The 16,611-nt window shown below is 37.3% G+C and carries 13 protein-coding genes; 9 read left to right on the forward strand and 4 right to left on the reverse strand.

Annotation, left to right across the window (positions count from 1 at the left end; translation table 11 throughout):
• Positions 1-3: 3 nt before the first annotated feature.
• Positions 4-1,617: an FAD-dependent oxidoreductase gene (locus tag IGI47_RS04785; protein WP_438783510.1), complete on the reverse strand. Its 1,614-nt coding sequence runs from the start codon at positions 1,615-1,617 to the stop codon at positions 4-6.
• A gap of 221 nt (positions 1,618-1,838) precedes the next feature.
• Positions 1,839-3,776, reverse strand: coding sequence for an ABC-F family ATP-binding cassette domain-containing protein (locus IGI47_RS04790; protein ID WP_311930128.1), 1,938 nt, complete (start codon positions 3,774-3,776; stop codon positions 1,839-1,841).
• A 222-nt stretch (positions 3,777-3,998) separates the two neighbouring features.
• Here IGI47_RS04790 and IGI47_RS04795 point away from each other — a divergent pair, with 222 nt between their 5' ends.
• From IGI47_RS04795 to IGI47_RS04810, 4 genes are all read left to right on the forward strand, one after another.
• Positions 3,999-4,655: a redox-sensing transcriptional repressor Rex gene (locus IGI47_RS04795; protein ID WP_311930129.1), complete on the forward strand. Its 657-nt coding sequence runs from the start codon at positions 3,999-4,001 to the stop codon at positions 4,653-4,655.
• 208 nt (positions 4,656-4,863) lie between these two features.
• Positions 4,864-5,979 carry a DNA polymerase IV gene (gene dinB / locus IGI47_RS04800; RefSeq protein ID WP_438783512.1) on the forward strand — a complete coding sequence of 372 codons (1,116 nt, stop codon included), beginning with the start codon at positions 4,864-4,866 and terminating at the stop codon, positions 5,977-5,979.
• Between the two features lie 174 nt (positions 5,980-6,153).
• Positions 6,154-6,240, forward strand: coding sequence for a putative holin-like toxin (locus IGI47_RS04805; protein WP_016177055.1), 87 nt, complete (start codon positions 6,154-6,156; stop codon positions 6,238-6,240).
• Positions 6,241-6,651: 411 nt separating this feature from the next.
• Positions 6,652-6,738, forward strand: a complete 87-nt coding sequence (locus IGI47_RS04810; RefSeq protein WP_016177055.1) for a putative holin-like toxin — start codon at positions 6,652-6,654, stop codon at positions 6,736-6,738.
• 311 nt (positions 6,739-7,049) lie between these two features.
• Here the strand turns inward: IGI47_RS04810 and nrdG are convergent, their stop codons facing one another.
• Positions 7,050-7,652, reverse strand: coding sequence for an anaerobic ribonucleoside-triphosphate reductase activating protein (nrdG, locus tag IGI47_RS04815; RefSeq protein WP_005878087.1), 603 nt, complete (start codon positions 7,650-7,652; stop codon positions 7,050-7,052).
• 443 nt (positions 7,653-8,095) lie between these two features.
• Positions 8,096-10,285, reverse strand: a complete 2,190-nt coding sequence (gene nrdD, locus IGI47_RS04820) for an anaerobic ribonucleoside-triphosphate reductase (protein WP_438783513.1) — start codon at positions 10,283-10,285, stop codon at positions 8,096-8,098.
• A 322-nt stretch (positions 10,286-10,607) separates the two neighbouring features.
• Between nrdD and IGI47_RS04825 the strand changes: the two genes are divergently transcribed.
• From IGI47_RS04825 to dltB, 5 genes are all read left to right on the forward strand, one after another.
• Entirely contained in the window at positions 10,608-11,375 is a 768-nt protein-coding gene (locus tag IGI47_RS04825) for an ABC transporter ATP-binding protein (protein WP_005878090.1), read from the forward strand.
• Positions 11,365-13,425: an FtsX-like permease family protein gene (locus IGI47_RS04830; protein WP_438783514.1), complete on the forward strand. Its 2,061-nt coding sequence runs from the start codon at positions 11,365-11,367 to the stop codon at positions 13,423-13,425. The genes IGI47_RS04825 and IGI47_RS04830 overlap by 11 nt, the downstream gene beginning before the upstream one ends.
• 284 nt (positions 13,426-13,709) lie before the next feature.
• A complete protein-coding gene (locus tag IGI47_RS04835; RefSeq protein ID WP_311930132.1) occupies positions 13,710-13,859 on the forward strand; it encodes a teichoic acid D-Ala incorporation-associated protein DltX in 150 nt (49 codons plus the stop codon).
• 10 nt (positions 13,860-13,869) lie between these two features.
• Complete coding sequence (gene dltA / locus IGI47_RS04840) at positions 13,870-15,387, forward strand: D-alanine--poly(phosphoribitol) ligase subunit DltA (RefSeq protein ID WP_438783515.1); 1,518 nt, start codon at positions 13,870-13,872, stop codon at positions 15,385-15,387.
• Positions 15,384-16,589: a D-alanyl-lipoteichoic acid biosynthesis protein DltB gene (dltB, locus tag IGI47_RS04845; protein ID WP_438783517.1), complete on the forward strand. Its 1,206-nt coding sequence runs from the start codon at positions 15,384-15,386 to the stop codon at positions 16,587-16,589. The genes dltA and dltB overlap by 4 nt, the downstream gene beginning before the upstream one ends.
• Positions 16,590-16,611 lie beyond the last annotated feature (22 nt).

A 16,611-nucleotide genomic window follows, 5' to 3' on the forward strand; every position in this document is an offset into this window, starting at 1 on the left:
TTTTTATTCCTCAATCAAGACAGCATGTATACCGAAGCCAGCTAAGATTCTGGCAGAAGTATAGGTATTCAATCCTTTGCGGAATGTGATATAAACTGGTCGGTCTTTAGGAATCTCAGCAATCCGATCACGTAGTTCGTTCAGGGGGATGTTTTTAGTAGCAGGAATACTTCCAGAAGGAGCTTTGTCGGGTTCACGAATATCTAAGAAGAAAGCATGAGCCAAATCTTCTTCTGAAATATCTTCTACCTTGATCGTGTCAATGACATTCGTCAATTGATTGATGGCCACATAACCAGCAATGTTTAGTGGATCTCTAGTTGTTGAATATGGGGGTGAGTAGGGGAGTTCTAGATCAGGTAGATCAAAGACTGTTAGGTTACCGGTAATTGCGACCGATAATTCTCCCATTCGTTTATCAACGCCTTTTTCACCAACCGCTTGTCCGCCAAGTACTCTTCCGGAATCAGCATCAAAAATGATTTTTAGATTAAGGCGAGTCGCTCCAGGATAAAAATAGGCATGATCAAAAGGGGTAATAAAAATTGATTTATAGTTAGTGATTCCCGCATTTTTTAAGGCATGTTCAGTCATTCCTGTATAGCTTGCGGTATAATCAAAAATTTTTGCAACCCCTGCGCCAACATAGCCGCGATAACGCATTGGTGTACCGTTCAAGATGTCAGCTAATAAATGTCCTTGGCGGTTCGCAGCACTGGAGAGCATGCTTGCTATTGGCTGACCAGTCACAACACTTGTTGTTTCGATGATGTCGCCAATCGCATAAACATCAGAAATATTGGTTTCCAATTGATCGTTCACAATAATCTGTCCTGTATCAGATAACGAAATACCAGCAGTTTTGATTACTTCGTTATTTGGTGTCACACCGACTGCAAATACGATCATATCCGTTTCCAATGTTGAACCGTCAGAAAGTAATACTTCTTGGCCATTTCGGCGGATCTCTTTGATTTCAGTATTTAACTGAACTTTCAAGTTATTTTCCACCAACTTGTCATAAATCAAATCAGCAATTTCTTCGTCATAGGGATAGGCTACTTGAGGTAAATGATCAACCAATGTTACGTCCATTCCTAAATGATGGAAATTTTCTGCTAATTCTAGTCCCATGACACCAGCACCTAGAACCAAAACATTTTTAGGGTCATGTGTTTGGATAAATGTTTTGATGCGGTCAGCATCTGTGACACTTCGTAACACAAAACTATTTGTTGCTTCTGCCACACCTGTGATATCAGGAAAATAGGGACGAGCACCTGCAGAAATGATCAATTTATCATAATTAGTCACAGACTCTTGATCTGTTTGCAAATCTTTTACGGTTAATTGTTTCTTTTCAGGATCGATTTCGGTTATTTCATGTTCTGTCAAAACGTCGATATTATTCTTGACCTTTAAGATTTCTGGAGTACGTTCGATCAATGTATCGCGGTTTTCAATGATATTTCCCAGATAATAGGGTAATGCACAACTTGCATAGGAAATATGTTTTCCCCGTTCATAGATTACGATCTTATGTTCTTCATTTAAGCGGCGTAAACGAGTAGCAAATGAAGGTCCGCCGGCCACTCCGCCAATTACTACAAATTTCATCAACATCCTCTCCTTTTCTATACTGATAGTACTATTTTATAAGTGAAACAGCAAAAAATTGTGCCGGATACACTTAGTAGTAACTCATTATGTTAAAAAGAGAGAAAATAAAAAGTAAGAAAGTCATTATTGTTCTTCTCTAAAGGTGAAATGAGAGCAAAACGAAAAAAGAAAAAACAAAAAACTACACAAGCCGCTAACAGCGATCTGTGTAGTTTCGGTCACTCATTTTCATATTCTTCCAGTTCGATGCTTAGATCTTCCCATTCTGAAAGTTTTGCTTCTTGTGTTTTTCTTGCTTTTTCTAATGCCTGGTTCAATTCATTCAATCGTACATGATCGTCCAAATTTTCCGGTAAAATCATTTGTTTTTCGAGATCAGCTAGTTCCTCATCTAATTTAGTCAACTGTTCTTCTACCTGAGTGACTTTTCGTTGCAGACTACGAATCAGTTTTTGCTGTTCTTTGCTTTGGAAATAATTTTTTTTGTTTGAATTGACCTCGACGGCTGCTGGTGTTTTTTCTGCTAATAATTCCGCAATTTCTTCTTCCTCTTGTTTCTTTTCTAAGTAATAATCATAATCACCCAAATACATTTTACTGCCATTCTCAGAAAGTTCGATGACCTTTGTGGCGATACGATTAATGAAATAGCGGTCATGTGAAACGAATAATAGTGTGCCATCATAATCGATCAGTGCATTTTCCAGAACTTCTTTGTTATCGATATCTAAATGGTTTGTTGGTTCATCTAGGATCAAAAAGTTTTCTTGATTCATGGCTAGTTTTGCCAATGCTACTCTGGCTTTTTCTCCACCACTTAAAAGAGGGATTGTTTTTTCGACATCTTCCCCAGAGAACAAGAATGCGCCTAATACACTGCGGATCTCTTTTTCTGGAGTTGTTGGATGTTCGTCCCATAACTCAGCTAGGATCGTTTTATTGGTATGAAGTTCCGCTTGTCCTTGGTCATAGTAACCGATCGTGACATTTGTTCCTAAATGTTCTTTTCCTCGGATAAATGGTAGTTGATGGATGATCGATTTTAACAACGTTGATTTCCCGATTCCATTCGGTCCGACTAACGCAATCGCTTCTTGACGACGAATATCTAAATTGATTGGTTCAGACAAGATTTCTCCATCGTAACCGATTGCGGCATCTTCAACTTGTAAAACAACATTTCCAGAAGGCTTAGCGGCACTAAAAAGAAAATGTGCTTGTTTTTCGTCTCCTTGTGGGCGATCCAAGCGATCCATCTTTTCTAATGCTTTTCTACGACTTTGCGCACGTTTAGTGGTAGAAGCACGGACTAAGTTACGTGCAACAAAGTCTTCGAGTTTTTGGATCTCGGTTTGTTGTTTCTCATAAGCTTTCCATTCCGTAGCTAGTTGTTCTGCTTTTACATCAAGGTATTTGGAATAATTCCCTTTATAATGCCGCATTTTTTTGCGACTTAGTTCATAGACTTCTGTGACGACTTTATCCAAGAAATAGCGGTCATGTGAAACAATTAGCAGTGCCCCGGTATAACTTTGCAAATAACTTTCCAACCAAGAAAGTGTTTCAATATCTAAATGGTTGGTTGGTTCATCCAGAATCAAAATATCTGGGTGTTGTAATAGCATTCTGGCTAATGCAAGCCGAGTACGTTGACCACCTGATAAGGTATCGATTGTTTGATCATAAAAGGAAGGATCAAATTTAAAGCCGTGTAAGACTGAGCGTATCTCATTTTCATAACCATACCCATTTTTATCCGAGAAGTCATGCTGTAATTTGTCATACTCTTTCAAAAATGATTCGTAAGCAGGGGTATCAGGCGTACCTTCGCTGATGAAAAGTTCTAGTTCACGCATTCTGTTTTCCATTTTACGAACACTATCGAAGGCTTTTAGCATCTCATTCCAGACAGTTTCTGTGGAATCTAAACCGGTATCTTGGGCAAGATAGCCTAGAGTAGCGGCTTTATTTTTAGCAATTGTTCCTTCATCTGGGCTTTCTATACCAGCAAGGATTTTTAACAAGGTCGATTTTCCAGCACCATTTCTACCAACTAAGGCAATTCTAGCGTTTGTGCTGATTTCAAGATGGATATTTTCAAATAAAATCTCTGCACCAAAATGGCGAGCAATCTGATTGGCTTGTAGTAGTATCATGGAATCCTCTTTTCTACTTTGTGAATTCACTAAGAATGAAATCTTGTTTTCATCTAGTAGTCTACCATAAATTCTTTTATACTGCGAGGTTCCAAGAAATGATAAGAAAATGAACAAAGAATAAAATTTCACAATATGTAAGCAATGGAATTGATTTTTTCCTATATATACTGCTATGATGGATAAATCAAAGTAAACTTAAAAAATAGTGGGGGTAATTAAGTGAAAGATCATATCATCCCAAAGGCAACAGCTAAGCGCTTGCCTTTGTATTACCGGTATTTAAGAATTCTAAATAACGCTGGTAAGAAAAAAGTGTCATCAACTGAATTAAGCGAGGCTGTACAAGTTGACAGCGCAACGATTCGTCGTGACTTTTCCTATTTTGGGGAATTGGGAAAACGCGGGTATGGCTACGATGTTGAAGATTTAATGCATTTCTTTGCAAAGACCTTAAATGACGATCAGTTAACGAATGTTGCATTGATCGGGGTCGGTAACTTAGGAAGTGCACTTTTGAAATATAAATTCCATCAAAGTAATAGTATCCGTGTGAGCTGTGCTTTTGACGTCAATGAAGACATCGTTGGACGAATCGTAGATGGCATCCCAGTTTATCCAATGGAAGATATGTCAGAACAAATCAAGATCCAACAAATAGAAGTAGCTATCTTGACGATTCCCGCAGAAAGAGCTCAAGATGTGGTCAATCGTTTAACGGAGGCTGGAATCAAAGGGATTTTGAACTTTACATCAGCAAGGTTGAATGCACCAACTGATGTTTTGATCCAAAACGTTGATCTGACAAATGAATTACAAACATTGATCTATTTTCTCCATTCGGGTGCTTCTTTACATGGGACAGAAGAGAGCGAGTAACCGTTTTTATTGCATGAAAAATCAATGATGATATTAATAAGAAAGAGATTTTTGAAACAGACAATGTTTCAAAAATCTCTTTCTTATTTTTATGAAGTTGGTAAGACAGGTATAATATATATTATGAAATAAGTAGAGTACTTTAGAACATTTCTTTTTCTTGTAACCGAACAAAAGTTCTTATATACTATTCATAGGGGTGAGAGCGATGGAATTACAATTTCCTTTACATAATGATACATCAAGAAAAATCATTCATATCGACATGGATGCTTTTTTTGCCTCCGTCGAAGAACGTGACCATCCTGAGTTTCGAGGACATCCCTTAGTAATTGCTCGACACCCCAGTGATACAGGAGGAAGAGGGGTGGTGACAACGGCAAACTATGAGGCGAGAAAGTATGGTATCCATTCAGCGATGAGTGCGCAAAAAGCATATGAATTATGCCCACAAGCAATTTTTAAACCAGGCGATCATCATAAATACAGTGAAATCTCTAAGATCGTACGTGAAATCTTCTATCGTTACACAGATGTAGTGGAGCCAGTCAGTATCGATGAAGCATACTTAGATGTAACGAATAACAAAATCAACTGTAAATCTGCAATCAAAATTGCTCGTTTGATTCAAAAAGATATTTGGGAAGCTGTCCATCTCACTTGTTCTGCCGGGGTAAGCTATAATAAATTTTTAGCAAAATTAGCCTCTGATTTTCAAAAACCAAGAGGCATTACAGTAGTTGCACCACAAGATGCTGTTTTATTTTTAAAAGCATTACCAATTGAAAAGTTTCATGGTGTGGGAAAAAAGACTGTACCAAAAATGCATGAATTAGGTATTTTTACGGGAGCAGATCTTTATGAATGTACAGAAATGATGCTGATCAGAAACTTTGGTAAGATGGGATATTCACTTTATCGAAAGGTTAGGGGAATCCATGATTCTCCTGTCAATGTGACAAGAGAGAGAAAATCAGTCGGGAAAGAGCATACGTATGGGCAGCCATTGCAGACAGAAGAAGCAGTTTTAGCTCAACTTCGACAATTATCTGAGAACGTGGAGGAAGCGTTGAAACGGGTTCAAAAGCACGGAAAAACTGTTGTGTTAAAAGTACGCTATACGGATTATTCTACTACTACGAAACGAGTCACATTGCCTGAATATATTTACAAAAAAGAAGCACTTTTTTACCAAGCTAGTCTCATCTGGGAAGAAATCCTTGGTGTAAAGAAGGGGATTCGTTTATTAGGGATCACCTTGACTAATTTAGATCCGATGACTTATGAAAACATTGTCTTACCATTATGGGAGACAAAGGAATAAACAAAAGCATTTTTTTCTGGTTATGACTTTAAGCTAGGTGAAAATTGAAATGGCTTCAAGGAATTAGGATATGATATACTTCAGAGGTAGAAAAGTGAAAAGATGGTGGCTAGTCTCTTGAAAAAGGAGTGATGCCTATGGTTCATCGCTTTATCCCTAGAAGGGAGTAAGCAAGTGTCAACTTTTGAAGCAATTCAACTGATGATCGCGTTTGCGACATTGGTTTTGCTGATCATTGACTCTAAAGACCAAAAAAAGTAACCATCTAATCCACTTTGGCGAGTAATTAGATAGTTACAATATCAAACTAATAAAAGCTACCGTCTTTTTAACGGTTCTGCATTGGGGCTATGTTCACGCATGGCTCCTTTTCTTTATATTAGCTGATATAATTCATTAGTGCAAGTATAGTATCCATATGAACAGAATATTTCGTGCGGTTGGAGGTATAAAAATTGTTGCTAGGTGATATTTGAACAGGGGTTCTTATGTATTTTACAGGTTTAATTCAATTTTTCTTCTGGTTGTAACTTAAGCTAAGTAGAATTTGAATGGCTTTGGAAAATTAGGATATGATATACTTCAAAGGTAGAAAAGTGAAAAGATGGTGGCTAGTCTCTTGAAAAAGGGGTGATGCCTATGGTTCATCGCTTTATCCCCAGAAGGGAGTAAGTGTCAACTTTTGAAGCAATTCAACTGATGATCGCGTTTGCGACATTGGTCTTGCTGATCATTGACTCTAAAGACCAAAAAAAGTAACCATCTAACACTTTGACAGGTCTAGATGGTTAAATCCATATTATAACAGTCACCGTCTTTTTAACGGTTCTGCATTGGGGCTATGTTCACGCATAGCTCCTTTATCGTCTTAAGTATGGCAAAATAATTTTAAATCTGCAAATACTGAAGAATCTTGACGCCTTTTTCGATTGCATAGCGTACCACTTTATACTCACTATAGATATAATAATACAACAAATTAAGGAAGCCTTTCCATTTAAGGTCTGTAACTAGAGGTTTTTAGATACAGAAAAACCATTCGTGTGAACGAATGGCTACAATTGATAAGGCTAAATCAAGTCTTGCTTTTTGATTTGTTCGTAGGTTTCAGTTGCATCAGTACATTTTTCCCAAATAACTACCTGATTCTCAGCTAAAGAGCGTTGAACATCGATGATACGTTGGTTACTGCTTCCACGAAATTGTAATTTTAAATCTCGTTTGCTGATCTCAAAACGACCATCTACTAAAATATCGATTTTTGACAAGAGCTCCAACTTGTCATCTGAATCTTGCAATAGTTCATCAAAAGTATAGCCAGTCCATGACCAGATATCTTTTGTGTGGCCAAATTCCTGACGGATACGATCAACGACTTGCAGGCAGACATCCGTGTTTAAAAATGGTTCGCCCCCTAATAAGGTCAGTCCTTGAACATAATCGTGACGTAAATCATCCATGATTTGCTCTTCAAGTTCTTTAGTGAAGGGAGTGCCATAGCGGAAATTTTGGGCGGCTTTATTGAAGCAACCTTCACAAGCAAATAAACATCCACTAACATAAAGGCTATTTCTCACGCCCTCACCATCCACAAAATTAAATGGTTTGTAATCTGCAATATAGTTCTGGCTGTAATCTTGTGCCAGCCATTCTTTAGGTTTAGGATTTCGCATATAAAAACTTCTTTCTAATATAAGGTTATGAAAGTCCCGCTTTGCACCATTCGGATAAGAATAGACCGAGCAAAATAGCTTTCCATATTTTGATGAGGTATAGACTTATCTGAAAAGGTATAGGGAATTGAATACCGTCAAATAAGGTTATGAAAGCCCCGTTCTGCACCATTCGGAAATAGAACGAGAAGTGTGTTGCTCAAGTTATCGGAAACAACGGATTGACGAGAGTCGTACGCATACAATAAGTAAGGCGAGGTTTGGGCAGAAGGTTTTACCCTGAGCAAGTAAGAAGAGTTTCACGAAAATTTTTTTAAACTTTTTATGCATTTCAGCTTCTTTGCCAAAGGCGGTGTTTCTGCACTCACCGTTTATTCATGTTTAGAGCGTGAGACAAAATTATTTCTTTTGGCTCACGCTCTTTCTTTACAAATATATACTGCTTATTTCATATGCTTTACACGAGAAGAAATTTCCTTATGACGTCCATGAACCATTGGACGTGCTTGAGGATTTCCTAAATAACCACATGTTCTTTTTACAACATCACATGTTTTAGGATCGTGATTCCCACACTCAGGACATTCAAAGCCACGTTCTGTTGGTTTAAAGTCACCTTCGAAACCACAGTTGTAACAATGATCGATTGGTGTATTTGTTCCTAGATAGCCGATTTTGTTATAAGCATAGTCCCAGACAGATTCCAAGGCTTTAGGATTTTGTTGAAGCATTGGATATTCGCAATAATGGATGAAGCCACCTGAACAATATTGAGGATAATCTTTTTCAAAATCAAGTTTTTCAAAAGGTGTTGGATTCTTTCTAACGTCATAATGGAAACTATTTGTGTAATATTCTTTGTCAGTAATATTTTCGACCAAACCGAATTTTTCTGTATCTAAACGGCAGAAGCGGTCAGTCAAACTTTCACTTGGAGTAGAATAGACACTAAAATGATAACCGTATTCATCGCCCCATGCATCAGCTTTTGCTTTCAATTCTTTGACGATGTCAAGAGTGAAGTTTTTTGCTTCTGGGTTTGTTTCCCATTCGCCACCATAGAATGCAGAGGCAACTTCGTACAATCCGATATAGCCTAATGAAACAGTAGCACGACGATTTTTGAATAACTCATCAACTGCATCTGTTCTTGAAAGGCGTTTGCCAAAGGCTCCATACATGTAAAGGATAGGGGCGTTTGCAGGGATTGCTTCTTTACAACGATCTACGCGGTAAACTAAGGCATCTTTCATAATTGCCAAACGATCGGCCAAAATCTGCCAGAACTTTTCTTGATCTCCTTTTGCTTCCATCGCAATACGAGGTAAGTTTAAAGTAACCACGCCTAAATTCATTCTTCCTACATTGACTTCTTGACCATTTTCATCTTTCCATCCTTGTAAAAATGAGCGACAACCCATGGGTACTTTGAAGCTGCCAGTTAATTCAACGATTTTATCGTAGTTCAAAATATCAGGATACATCCGTTTTGTCGCACATTCTAATGCTAACTGTTTGATGTCATAATTAGGATCAGTTGGGTTTAGATTGATGCCATCTTTTAAAGTAAAAATCAATTTAGGGAAGATTGCTGTTCGTTTTTCGCTACCTAATCCATTGATTCTAATTTGTAAGATGGCTTTTTGGATTTCGCGTTCAAACCAATTTCTACCTAAACCAAAACCAAGAGAAGTAAATGGTGTTTGACCATTTGATGTAAACAGTGTATTGATTTCATATTCCAAGCTTTGCATTGCATCAAAGATGTCTTTTTTGGTTTTTGCTTTTGCGTATTCTTTTTGACGTTCGGGTGATTCGATCCATTCTTCGGCATCTTTTAAATGTTTGCTGTAATTTAGTTCAGCAAATGGAGCAAGCAATTCATCTGTTCGGTCAGCAGAACAACCACCGTATTGGCTAGAAGCAACATTTGCGATGATTTGTGAAATTTGTGCTGTAGCAGTTTGAATCGATTTTGGTGATTCTACTTCGGCATTACCAATCTTGAATCCATTGTTCAACATCCCTTTAAAGTCGATCAAGCAACAGTTTGTCATAGGCGTATATGGATGATAATCTAAATCATGGTAATGGATATCTCCTTTTTGATGCGCATTTGCAATGTGAGGAGGTAACATTTTTAGCCCGATTGATTTTCCTACGATCCCTGCCGTCAGATCACGTTGCGTATTGAATACGTTACTATCTTTATTGGCATTTTCATTGACCACAGTTTGGTCTTTATTGATCAATTTTTCGATTGAGAAGTTGATATCAGTAGCTTTGCTTCTTGCAAAGTCACGTTTTGTACGATAATTGATATATTCTTCAGCTAACTCATATTCGTTCTTTTCTAATAAGATATGTTCAACGATATTTTGAATTTCATATATTTTAACATTGTCAGTGAAGCGATTTTTGATTTCTTGGACAACAAGATCAACGATTGTTTGGATTTTTTCATAGGTCAGTGGAGATAAGGAGCCGTGAATTTTCTTTTCTGCTTTGATTAAAGCATCATTGATTTTTTTGTCATCGAAATCCACACGTCGGCCATCTCGCTTGATGATCGTGATATTCATGGACTCGGTGGTACCCGGATTTGTGTTTTTCTCTTTGTATTCTACGTTCATATTCTTCAACTCCTGCTAAATTCTTCTTGTCTATCATAAAACAAAATTCAGCTGTGAGCAACTAAATACTTGCTACATATAGTATGCAAATGGTTGTATATTTGGATGTCTATACTATATATTGTGTATATTTCTTTGTGAAAAGAAGTGAAAACGTAAAGTTATAGCATTTTAAAATCAAAGATCAGCATGCAGTGAATAAAATAAATGAATAAAAAAATTTTAAATTTTTGTTTTATGCGTATGAAGTGACAAAAACTAAAGAGAAAAAAAACTGAGGGTGTGCTACTATGCAAGTAAGACAAGTGCAGGGGGAAATACAATGGATAAGATGATCGAAGTTAGACACTTAAGTAAAAGTTATGGAAATAAACTTTCATCTGTAAAAGTTCTTGATAATATCTCCTTTTCAGTTGAAGAAGGGGAATTTGTCGGTATCATGGGACCAAGTGGTGCAGGCAAAACAACTCTATTGAATATTTTAGCGACTATCAGTTTGCCAACGATGGGAAGTGTTAAGATACAAGGAAATGAGATCACTAAAATGAAAAGCAATGAATTAAGTGATTTTCGCCGAAAAAAATTAGGTTTCATTTTCCAAGAATTCAATCTTGTGGATACTTTGAATGCAAAGGACAATATTTTACTTCCTTTAGCTGTGGAACGGATATCGAAAGTAGAAATGGAGCGTAGGGTCTTGCATGCAGCCCAGCTATTAAATATTGAAGAGATCCTGAAACGTTATCCTGATGAATTGTCGGTTGGCCAGCGTCAAAGAATTGCTGCTGCAAGGGCACTTGTCGTTCATCCTCAGGTTATTTTTGCCGATGAACCAACAGGCTCACTAGATTCTAAGTCAGCCACTGAGCTATTGAACTATCTTAATACGATCAATCAAGTCGAAAAATCAACGATTCTATTAGTGACGCATGACCCATACACCGCAAGTTATTGTAACCGAATTTTGTTTATCAAAGATGGAGTTATTTTCTCAGAAGTTGTTCGCAGAGGTTCAAGAAATGAATTTTTTGAACGTGTCATTGATATGCAAGCAACGATTGGAGGGGGTGGAAAGGTAAATGCTTTATAAGTTGGCTGCTAAAAGCTTTATGCGACAGTCACGAGGATATCTGGTTTATTTTTTTAGTCTAGTATTAGCAACGATGATCTACTATTCTTTTAGCGCGATGACTTATGATAAATCGTTGATTAGACGGACAAGTCAAGATTTTTCAATCGATGCTTTTTTTAATATTGGAAGCTGGATCATCATCATTGTTTTGTTCTTTTTTGTCATTAGTGCCAACCGTTTTTTTCTCAATCGAAGGCAAAAAGAATTTGTCATCTATCAATTATTTGGTATCAAGAAGCGCCAGGTTGCAGTTATCTATGTGCTAGAAACAATGACAATGGGGTTGTTTGCTTGTATAACAGGTGTTGGTTTAGGTATCGTTTTTTCTAAATTATTTTCTATGATCTTGATACGAATGATGAAAATGACGATCAAAAGTCTCTTTTTTGTTTCATTTCCATCAATCGTTGAAACTGTTCTGATCCTTTTGCTACTGTTATCGTCCGTTTCACTCTATTCCTTATGGAAAATATGGCGTTACCCCCGTTTCCGCTCATTTGATAAAAAAGAGCACACAGAGAGTTCAAAATTACGAATCCGTACACGGCATCGGTTACTGGGCTTTCTTGGTCTACTGCTTATTTCTAGTGGCTACTTCTTTGCAGTCCATTATCGAGAGTTTATTACCAAAAATTTAGCGGCAACGGGAACATTACATTTTGCGATTTTTTTGACACTTTTGATTATTATTTTTTGCGTGGTCGGCACCTATCTCTTTTTCTGTTATTCTTTTCGCCTGATCTTGAATTTATTCAATCGTTCGGCTGTCAAGTATAAAGGAATCAACTTTTTGCTGATTGGAAATACGCAGATCCGTTTGCAAAAAAGTTGGCGGATCAATTCATTGATTACATTGGTTATAGCTATTTCATTATCAATGATTGGTGCGATCATGAGTGTTTCCACGATCACTGCACGAACGGTCGATATTGCCAATCCAGTTTCTTATCAATTAGAGCCTGAGCTGGCGGAAAAAATCCGACCGATATTATCTGATGGAAAGCAAAAGATCATAGATGAAATCACTTTGAACTATAAAGTGATCGGGGGCATCAATAATATTGATGATTTAGGTAAAGGTGAGGAATCAAAGGTATTTGAATTAGTGAATTTGATTTCAGAAAAAGAGTATAATGCCTTTCGCAGAATCAATCCTAAAATGCCTAAGGTTGCGTTGACTTCTGATGAGAGCACTGTCTTACTGGATAGTACGCTTGATTTGTTTAAAAACTTCTCACTGTATGGTTCCACGATCTATCTTCCTGAGGTGAAGCTAGACATCCAGGCAAAAATGGTCAATTTCTTAGGTGATAGTGATGTGAATTATTTAGGCCCCACCTTGGTCGTGAGTGACAAAGTATTTACAGAAGCAAAAGGGGTCCATTATCAGCTCCTTAATTGGAATGTTCAAGGTGGAGATAATGAGCAAATCACAGAACGGTTGACGAAAGAAGTTACTACTACGTGGGACAAAACCGTTTACTACGATTATGATATAAAAGGAGACCAATTAGTCGGTCACATTGAGTCAAAGAAAATCCCTGAAAATATAGATAAAAATAAAGAAAATAATTATTTTTTGGAAGATAGCCGTCTGAATTTTGTGGCACGCTATCCTGCCGTACGTTGGGCAGATCGAATTATCGGAATCATCACGTTTTTGGCTATTTTTCTCGGAATGATCGTGATCGTGGCAACCGGTAGTATGCTGATGGTGCGATTATTAGCTGAAGCAGAAGAAGAGAAAAGTAATTACCAATTGTTGACGAAAATTGGAATTGCCCAAAAAAGAACAAATCGGATGATTTTTGAGCAAAATGCCATCATGTTTTTCCCACCAATGATTTTGGGAATCATGCACACGATATTTGCTGTCAATGTGTTTTCTCAGTTTATAGCGACCGCTAGTTACTGGCTGCCATATCTTATCTGTGGTTTCCTGATCATCATTTATCTACTATTTTATTACATTACGAGTCGACTATATTGTCGAATCATTGAAGAATAACAAGCAGAAGCTGATATTCCAGTTAAATAAAAAAACAAGTAACCACGAAAATCATGTCCATGATTCGTGGTTGCTTGTTTTTTTGTGAGTGGCTGAAGCAAGTTTGATGAATAGGAAAGGCTGATAGTTTCTTTAGATTGATTATTTTTTAATTGTGTATCTAACTTGTGACAAAACTGTTAGCTAGAAAACGTTTTCTGTTAGAGGAACAAATGTTGCTTTTTTCCAAAAGTGGGTAAACTTGTTTTGAGGTTTTAATTGGAGGGAAACAGGAGGGATTTCAAATGAAGAAATGGCGGAGTAATCCTCGGTTCAGGTATTGGTGTACCTTTGTTCTGCGAACACTTTTTTATAGCGCGATACTCTTTGTATTGATTTACTTATACCATTATAAAAATATTCAAGGTGGATCGTTTATTTATAACGAATTTTAGGAGGAAGACGATGAAAAGTAAAACGGTTGTTGAATCCATCGATTGGTTTGGACGTGAAGAACCCAATCGAGTCGCATATCAATCTGATGTCGCAAGATATACTTTTGGTGAATTAAAGAAAAAATCAGATGCATTAGCAAATTATTTAGTGAAGAATGTAGTTGGCAATGATCCAATTGTTGTATTTGGAAATTTAGAGTTCGAGATGATTGTTTCATTTATCGGTGCTGTGAAAGCCGGACACGCATATCTTCCTATAGAAGAGCACACGCCGAAAGAACGCATAGAAACGATTCTTCGGGTGGCTCAGCCTTCTATGGTCATCAGTGTTGGGGATTGGAAAATCGATTCTACAGATATCCCTGTTATTTCTAAAACTGAACTGGATTCAATCACTAAAGAAGATGTGGCTATTGAACCAAGCTTGATGGTAAAAGGGGATGAAACTTTCTACATTATTTTCACCTCTGGAACGACCGGTGAACCTAAAGGGGTACAAATAAGCCAAGATAATTTATATAGTTTTGTTCAATGGACGTTAGACGATTTTCAAATCAGTGAAGGAATGCGTTTTTTAGCACAGGCACCTTTTTCATTTGATTTATCAGTTTTTTCGATCTATCCCGCACTTGTTTCAGGTGGGGCGTTGAAGCCGCTAGAAAAAACAGTCATTCAAGATTTCAAGCAATTATTTTTAACTTTAGCTCATTTAGCTATCGATGTGTGGGTCTCAACTCCTTCGTTCATGGATATTTGTTTGATGGAACCAACTTTCGATGAACAGCATGTACCAGATTTATCGGTTTTCTTATTCTGTGGAGAAGAATTAACCAAAAAAACAGCACAAGAATTACTCACTCGATTTCCTCATGCGTATATCTACAATACGTATGGCCCAACGGAAGCTACTGTAGCAATCTCAGGTGTGCAGATCACTCAAGAGGTACTAGATCAATATGAACGATTGCCAATAGGGTACATCAAATCAGACACTCGCGTTCTGATTGCTAGTGAAGGAGAATACGTTTCTGATGATCAAACGGGCGAGATCATTATTTCAGGACCCAGTGTCTCAAAAGGATATCTAAATAATCCGAAAAAAACAGAAGCCGCTTTTTTCAACTATGATGGTCAACCAAGCTATCACACAGGGGATGTGGGAAGATTGACAAGGGAAGGTCTACTCTTTTATGAAGGACGAATTGATCAACAGGTCAAGCTCCACGGCTATCGGATCGAATTAGGTGATATCGAGTATTACCTATTAAAGGATCAACGTGTCAAACAAGCAGTTGTCGTCCCTAAATATCAAGGAACAAAAGTACAGCAACTTGTTGCATTTGTAGTGTTGGAAAAAACAGCAGGGCAACCAAACTTTCAATTAACAAAAGCAATCAAAACGGAGTTAGCAAAAACACTGATGGATTATATGATTCCCCAAAGAATGAATTATGTTGATTTGTTGCCGCAAACAGTCAATGGGAAAATCGATCGAAAAAGACTGATTGCTGAGGTGAATCCGCAATGAAATTTCCACATATGATCCCGTATGCTGAACCGTATTATTTCTTATTTTTAGTCATTGGACTAATACCGATTATTTTATCATTGCTGATTCGTGGTAAACGTTTATCGATTTATCAAACACTTATTACGCTGGCTTTTCTATTTATCAGTTTCGGTGGTGTTTATTGGCAACAAGGTGTGGCGCTGATTGCTTATGTCATCTGGCAAACATTGCTTGTCTGGGCATATTTTTCTTATCGTCAAAGAAAGAATCAAGGTAGCTGGTTTTATCTAGCCGTATTACTGGCTATTTTTCCTTTGTTTTTGACAAAAGTTACGCCATTTGTTGAACATGGCAAGTCATCATTATTTGCTTTTTTAGGGATTTCTTACCTGACATTCAAATCTGTACAAATGATCATGGAAATGAGAGATGGAGTAATCAAAAGCTATCATCCTTTACGCTATATCCAGTTTCTCCTCTTTTTCCCAACGATTTCTTCTGGACCAATTGATCGTTACAGAAGATTCGAAAAAGATCAATTGGAGCCACCTGTACCAGATAAATATGTCGATATGTTGGGAAAAGGTGTTCAAAATATTTTTGTAGGTTTCTTATATAAATTTATTATCGGACACTATTTTGGACAAGTACTCTTACCAATTGTATCAAAAGCAGCATTGCATGATGGTGGCATTTCGTGGGCGCTTGTAGGCTATACTTATGTATACAGTATGTATCTGTTCTTTGACTTTGCCGGTTATAGTTTGTTTGCTGTTGGTACAAGTTACTTAATGGGTTATGACACACCGATAAACTTCAACAAGCCATTTTTATCTTGGAACATCAAAGAATTTTGGAATCGTTGGCATATGACATTGTCATTCTGGTTTAGAGACTATGTCTACATGCGATTGATGTTTTTCTTAATGAAGAAAAAATGGTTCAAAAGTAGAATCGTCACGTCGAATATCGGCTACTTTGGCCTGTTTTTATTGATGGGAGTCTGGCATGGATTGACGTGGTACTATATTGTCTATGGCATATACCATGCAGGGCTGATTTGTGTAACAGATGCCTGGTTAAGGTTCAAGAAAAAACATAAACAAAAGATACCGTCAAATCGATTTACTCATGCATTCGCAGTCTTTATGACTTTCCAAGCTGTCTGCTTTAGCTTTTTGATTTTTTCAGGTTTCTTGGATCAGCTTTTCTTTAGATAACAGTAAAGTGAAATGATTGTGT

The organism is Enterococcus sp. AZ191, from assembly GCF_051713845.1.
GTDB lineage: Bacteria > Bacillota > Bacilli > Lactobacillales > Enterococcaceae > Enterococcus_B > Enterococcus_B durans.

Coding starts and splice junctions, on each gene's coding strand:
- IGI47_RS04785 (WP_438783510.1), bottom strand. CDS start 1,617: ATGAAATTTGTAGTAATTGGCGGAGTGGCCGGCGGACCTTCATTTGCT.
- IGI47_RS04790 (WP_311930128.1), bottom strand. CDS start 3,776: ATGATACTACTACAAGCCAATCAGATTGCTCGCCATTTTGGTGCAGAG.
- dinB (WP_438783512.1), top strand. CDS start 4,864: ATGGAATTACAATTTCCTTTACATAATGATACATCAAGAAAAATCATT.
- nrdG (WP_005878087.1), bottom strand. CDS start 7,652: ATGCGAAATCCTAAACCTAAAGAATGGCTGGCACAAGATTACAGCCAG.
- nrdD (WP_438783513.1), bottom strand. CDS start 10,285: ATGAACGTAGAATACAAAGAGAAAAACACAAATCCGGGTACCACCGAG.
- IGI47_RS04825 (WP_005878090.1), top strand. CDS start 10,608: ATGGATAAGATGATCGAAGTTAGACACTTAAGTAAAAGTTATGGAAAT.
- IGI47_RS04830 (WP_438783514.1), top strand. CDS start 11,365: ATGCTTTATAAGTTGGCTGCTAAAAGCTTTATGCGACAGTCACGAGGA.
- IGI47_RS04835 (WP_311930132.1), top strand. CDS start 13,710: ATGAAGAAATGGCGGAGTAATCCTCGGTTCAGGTATTGGTGTACCTTT.
- dltA (WP_438783515.1), top strand. CDS start 13,870: ATGAAAAGTAAAACGGTTGTTGAATCCATCGATTGGTTTGGACGTGAA.
- dltB (WP_438783517.1), top strand. CDS start 15,384: ATGAAATTTCCACATATGATCCCGTATGCTGAACCGTATTATTTCTTA.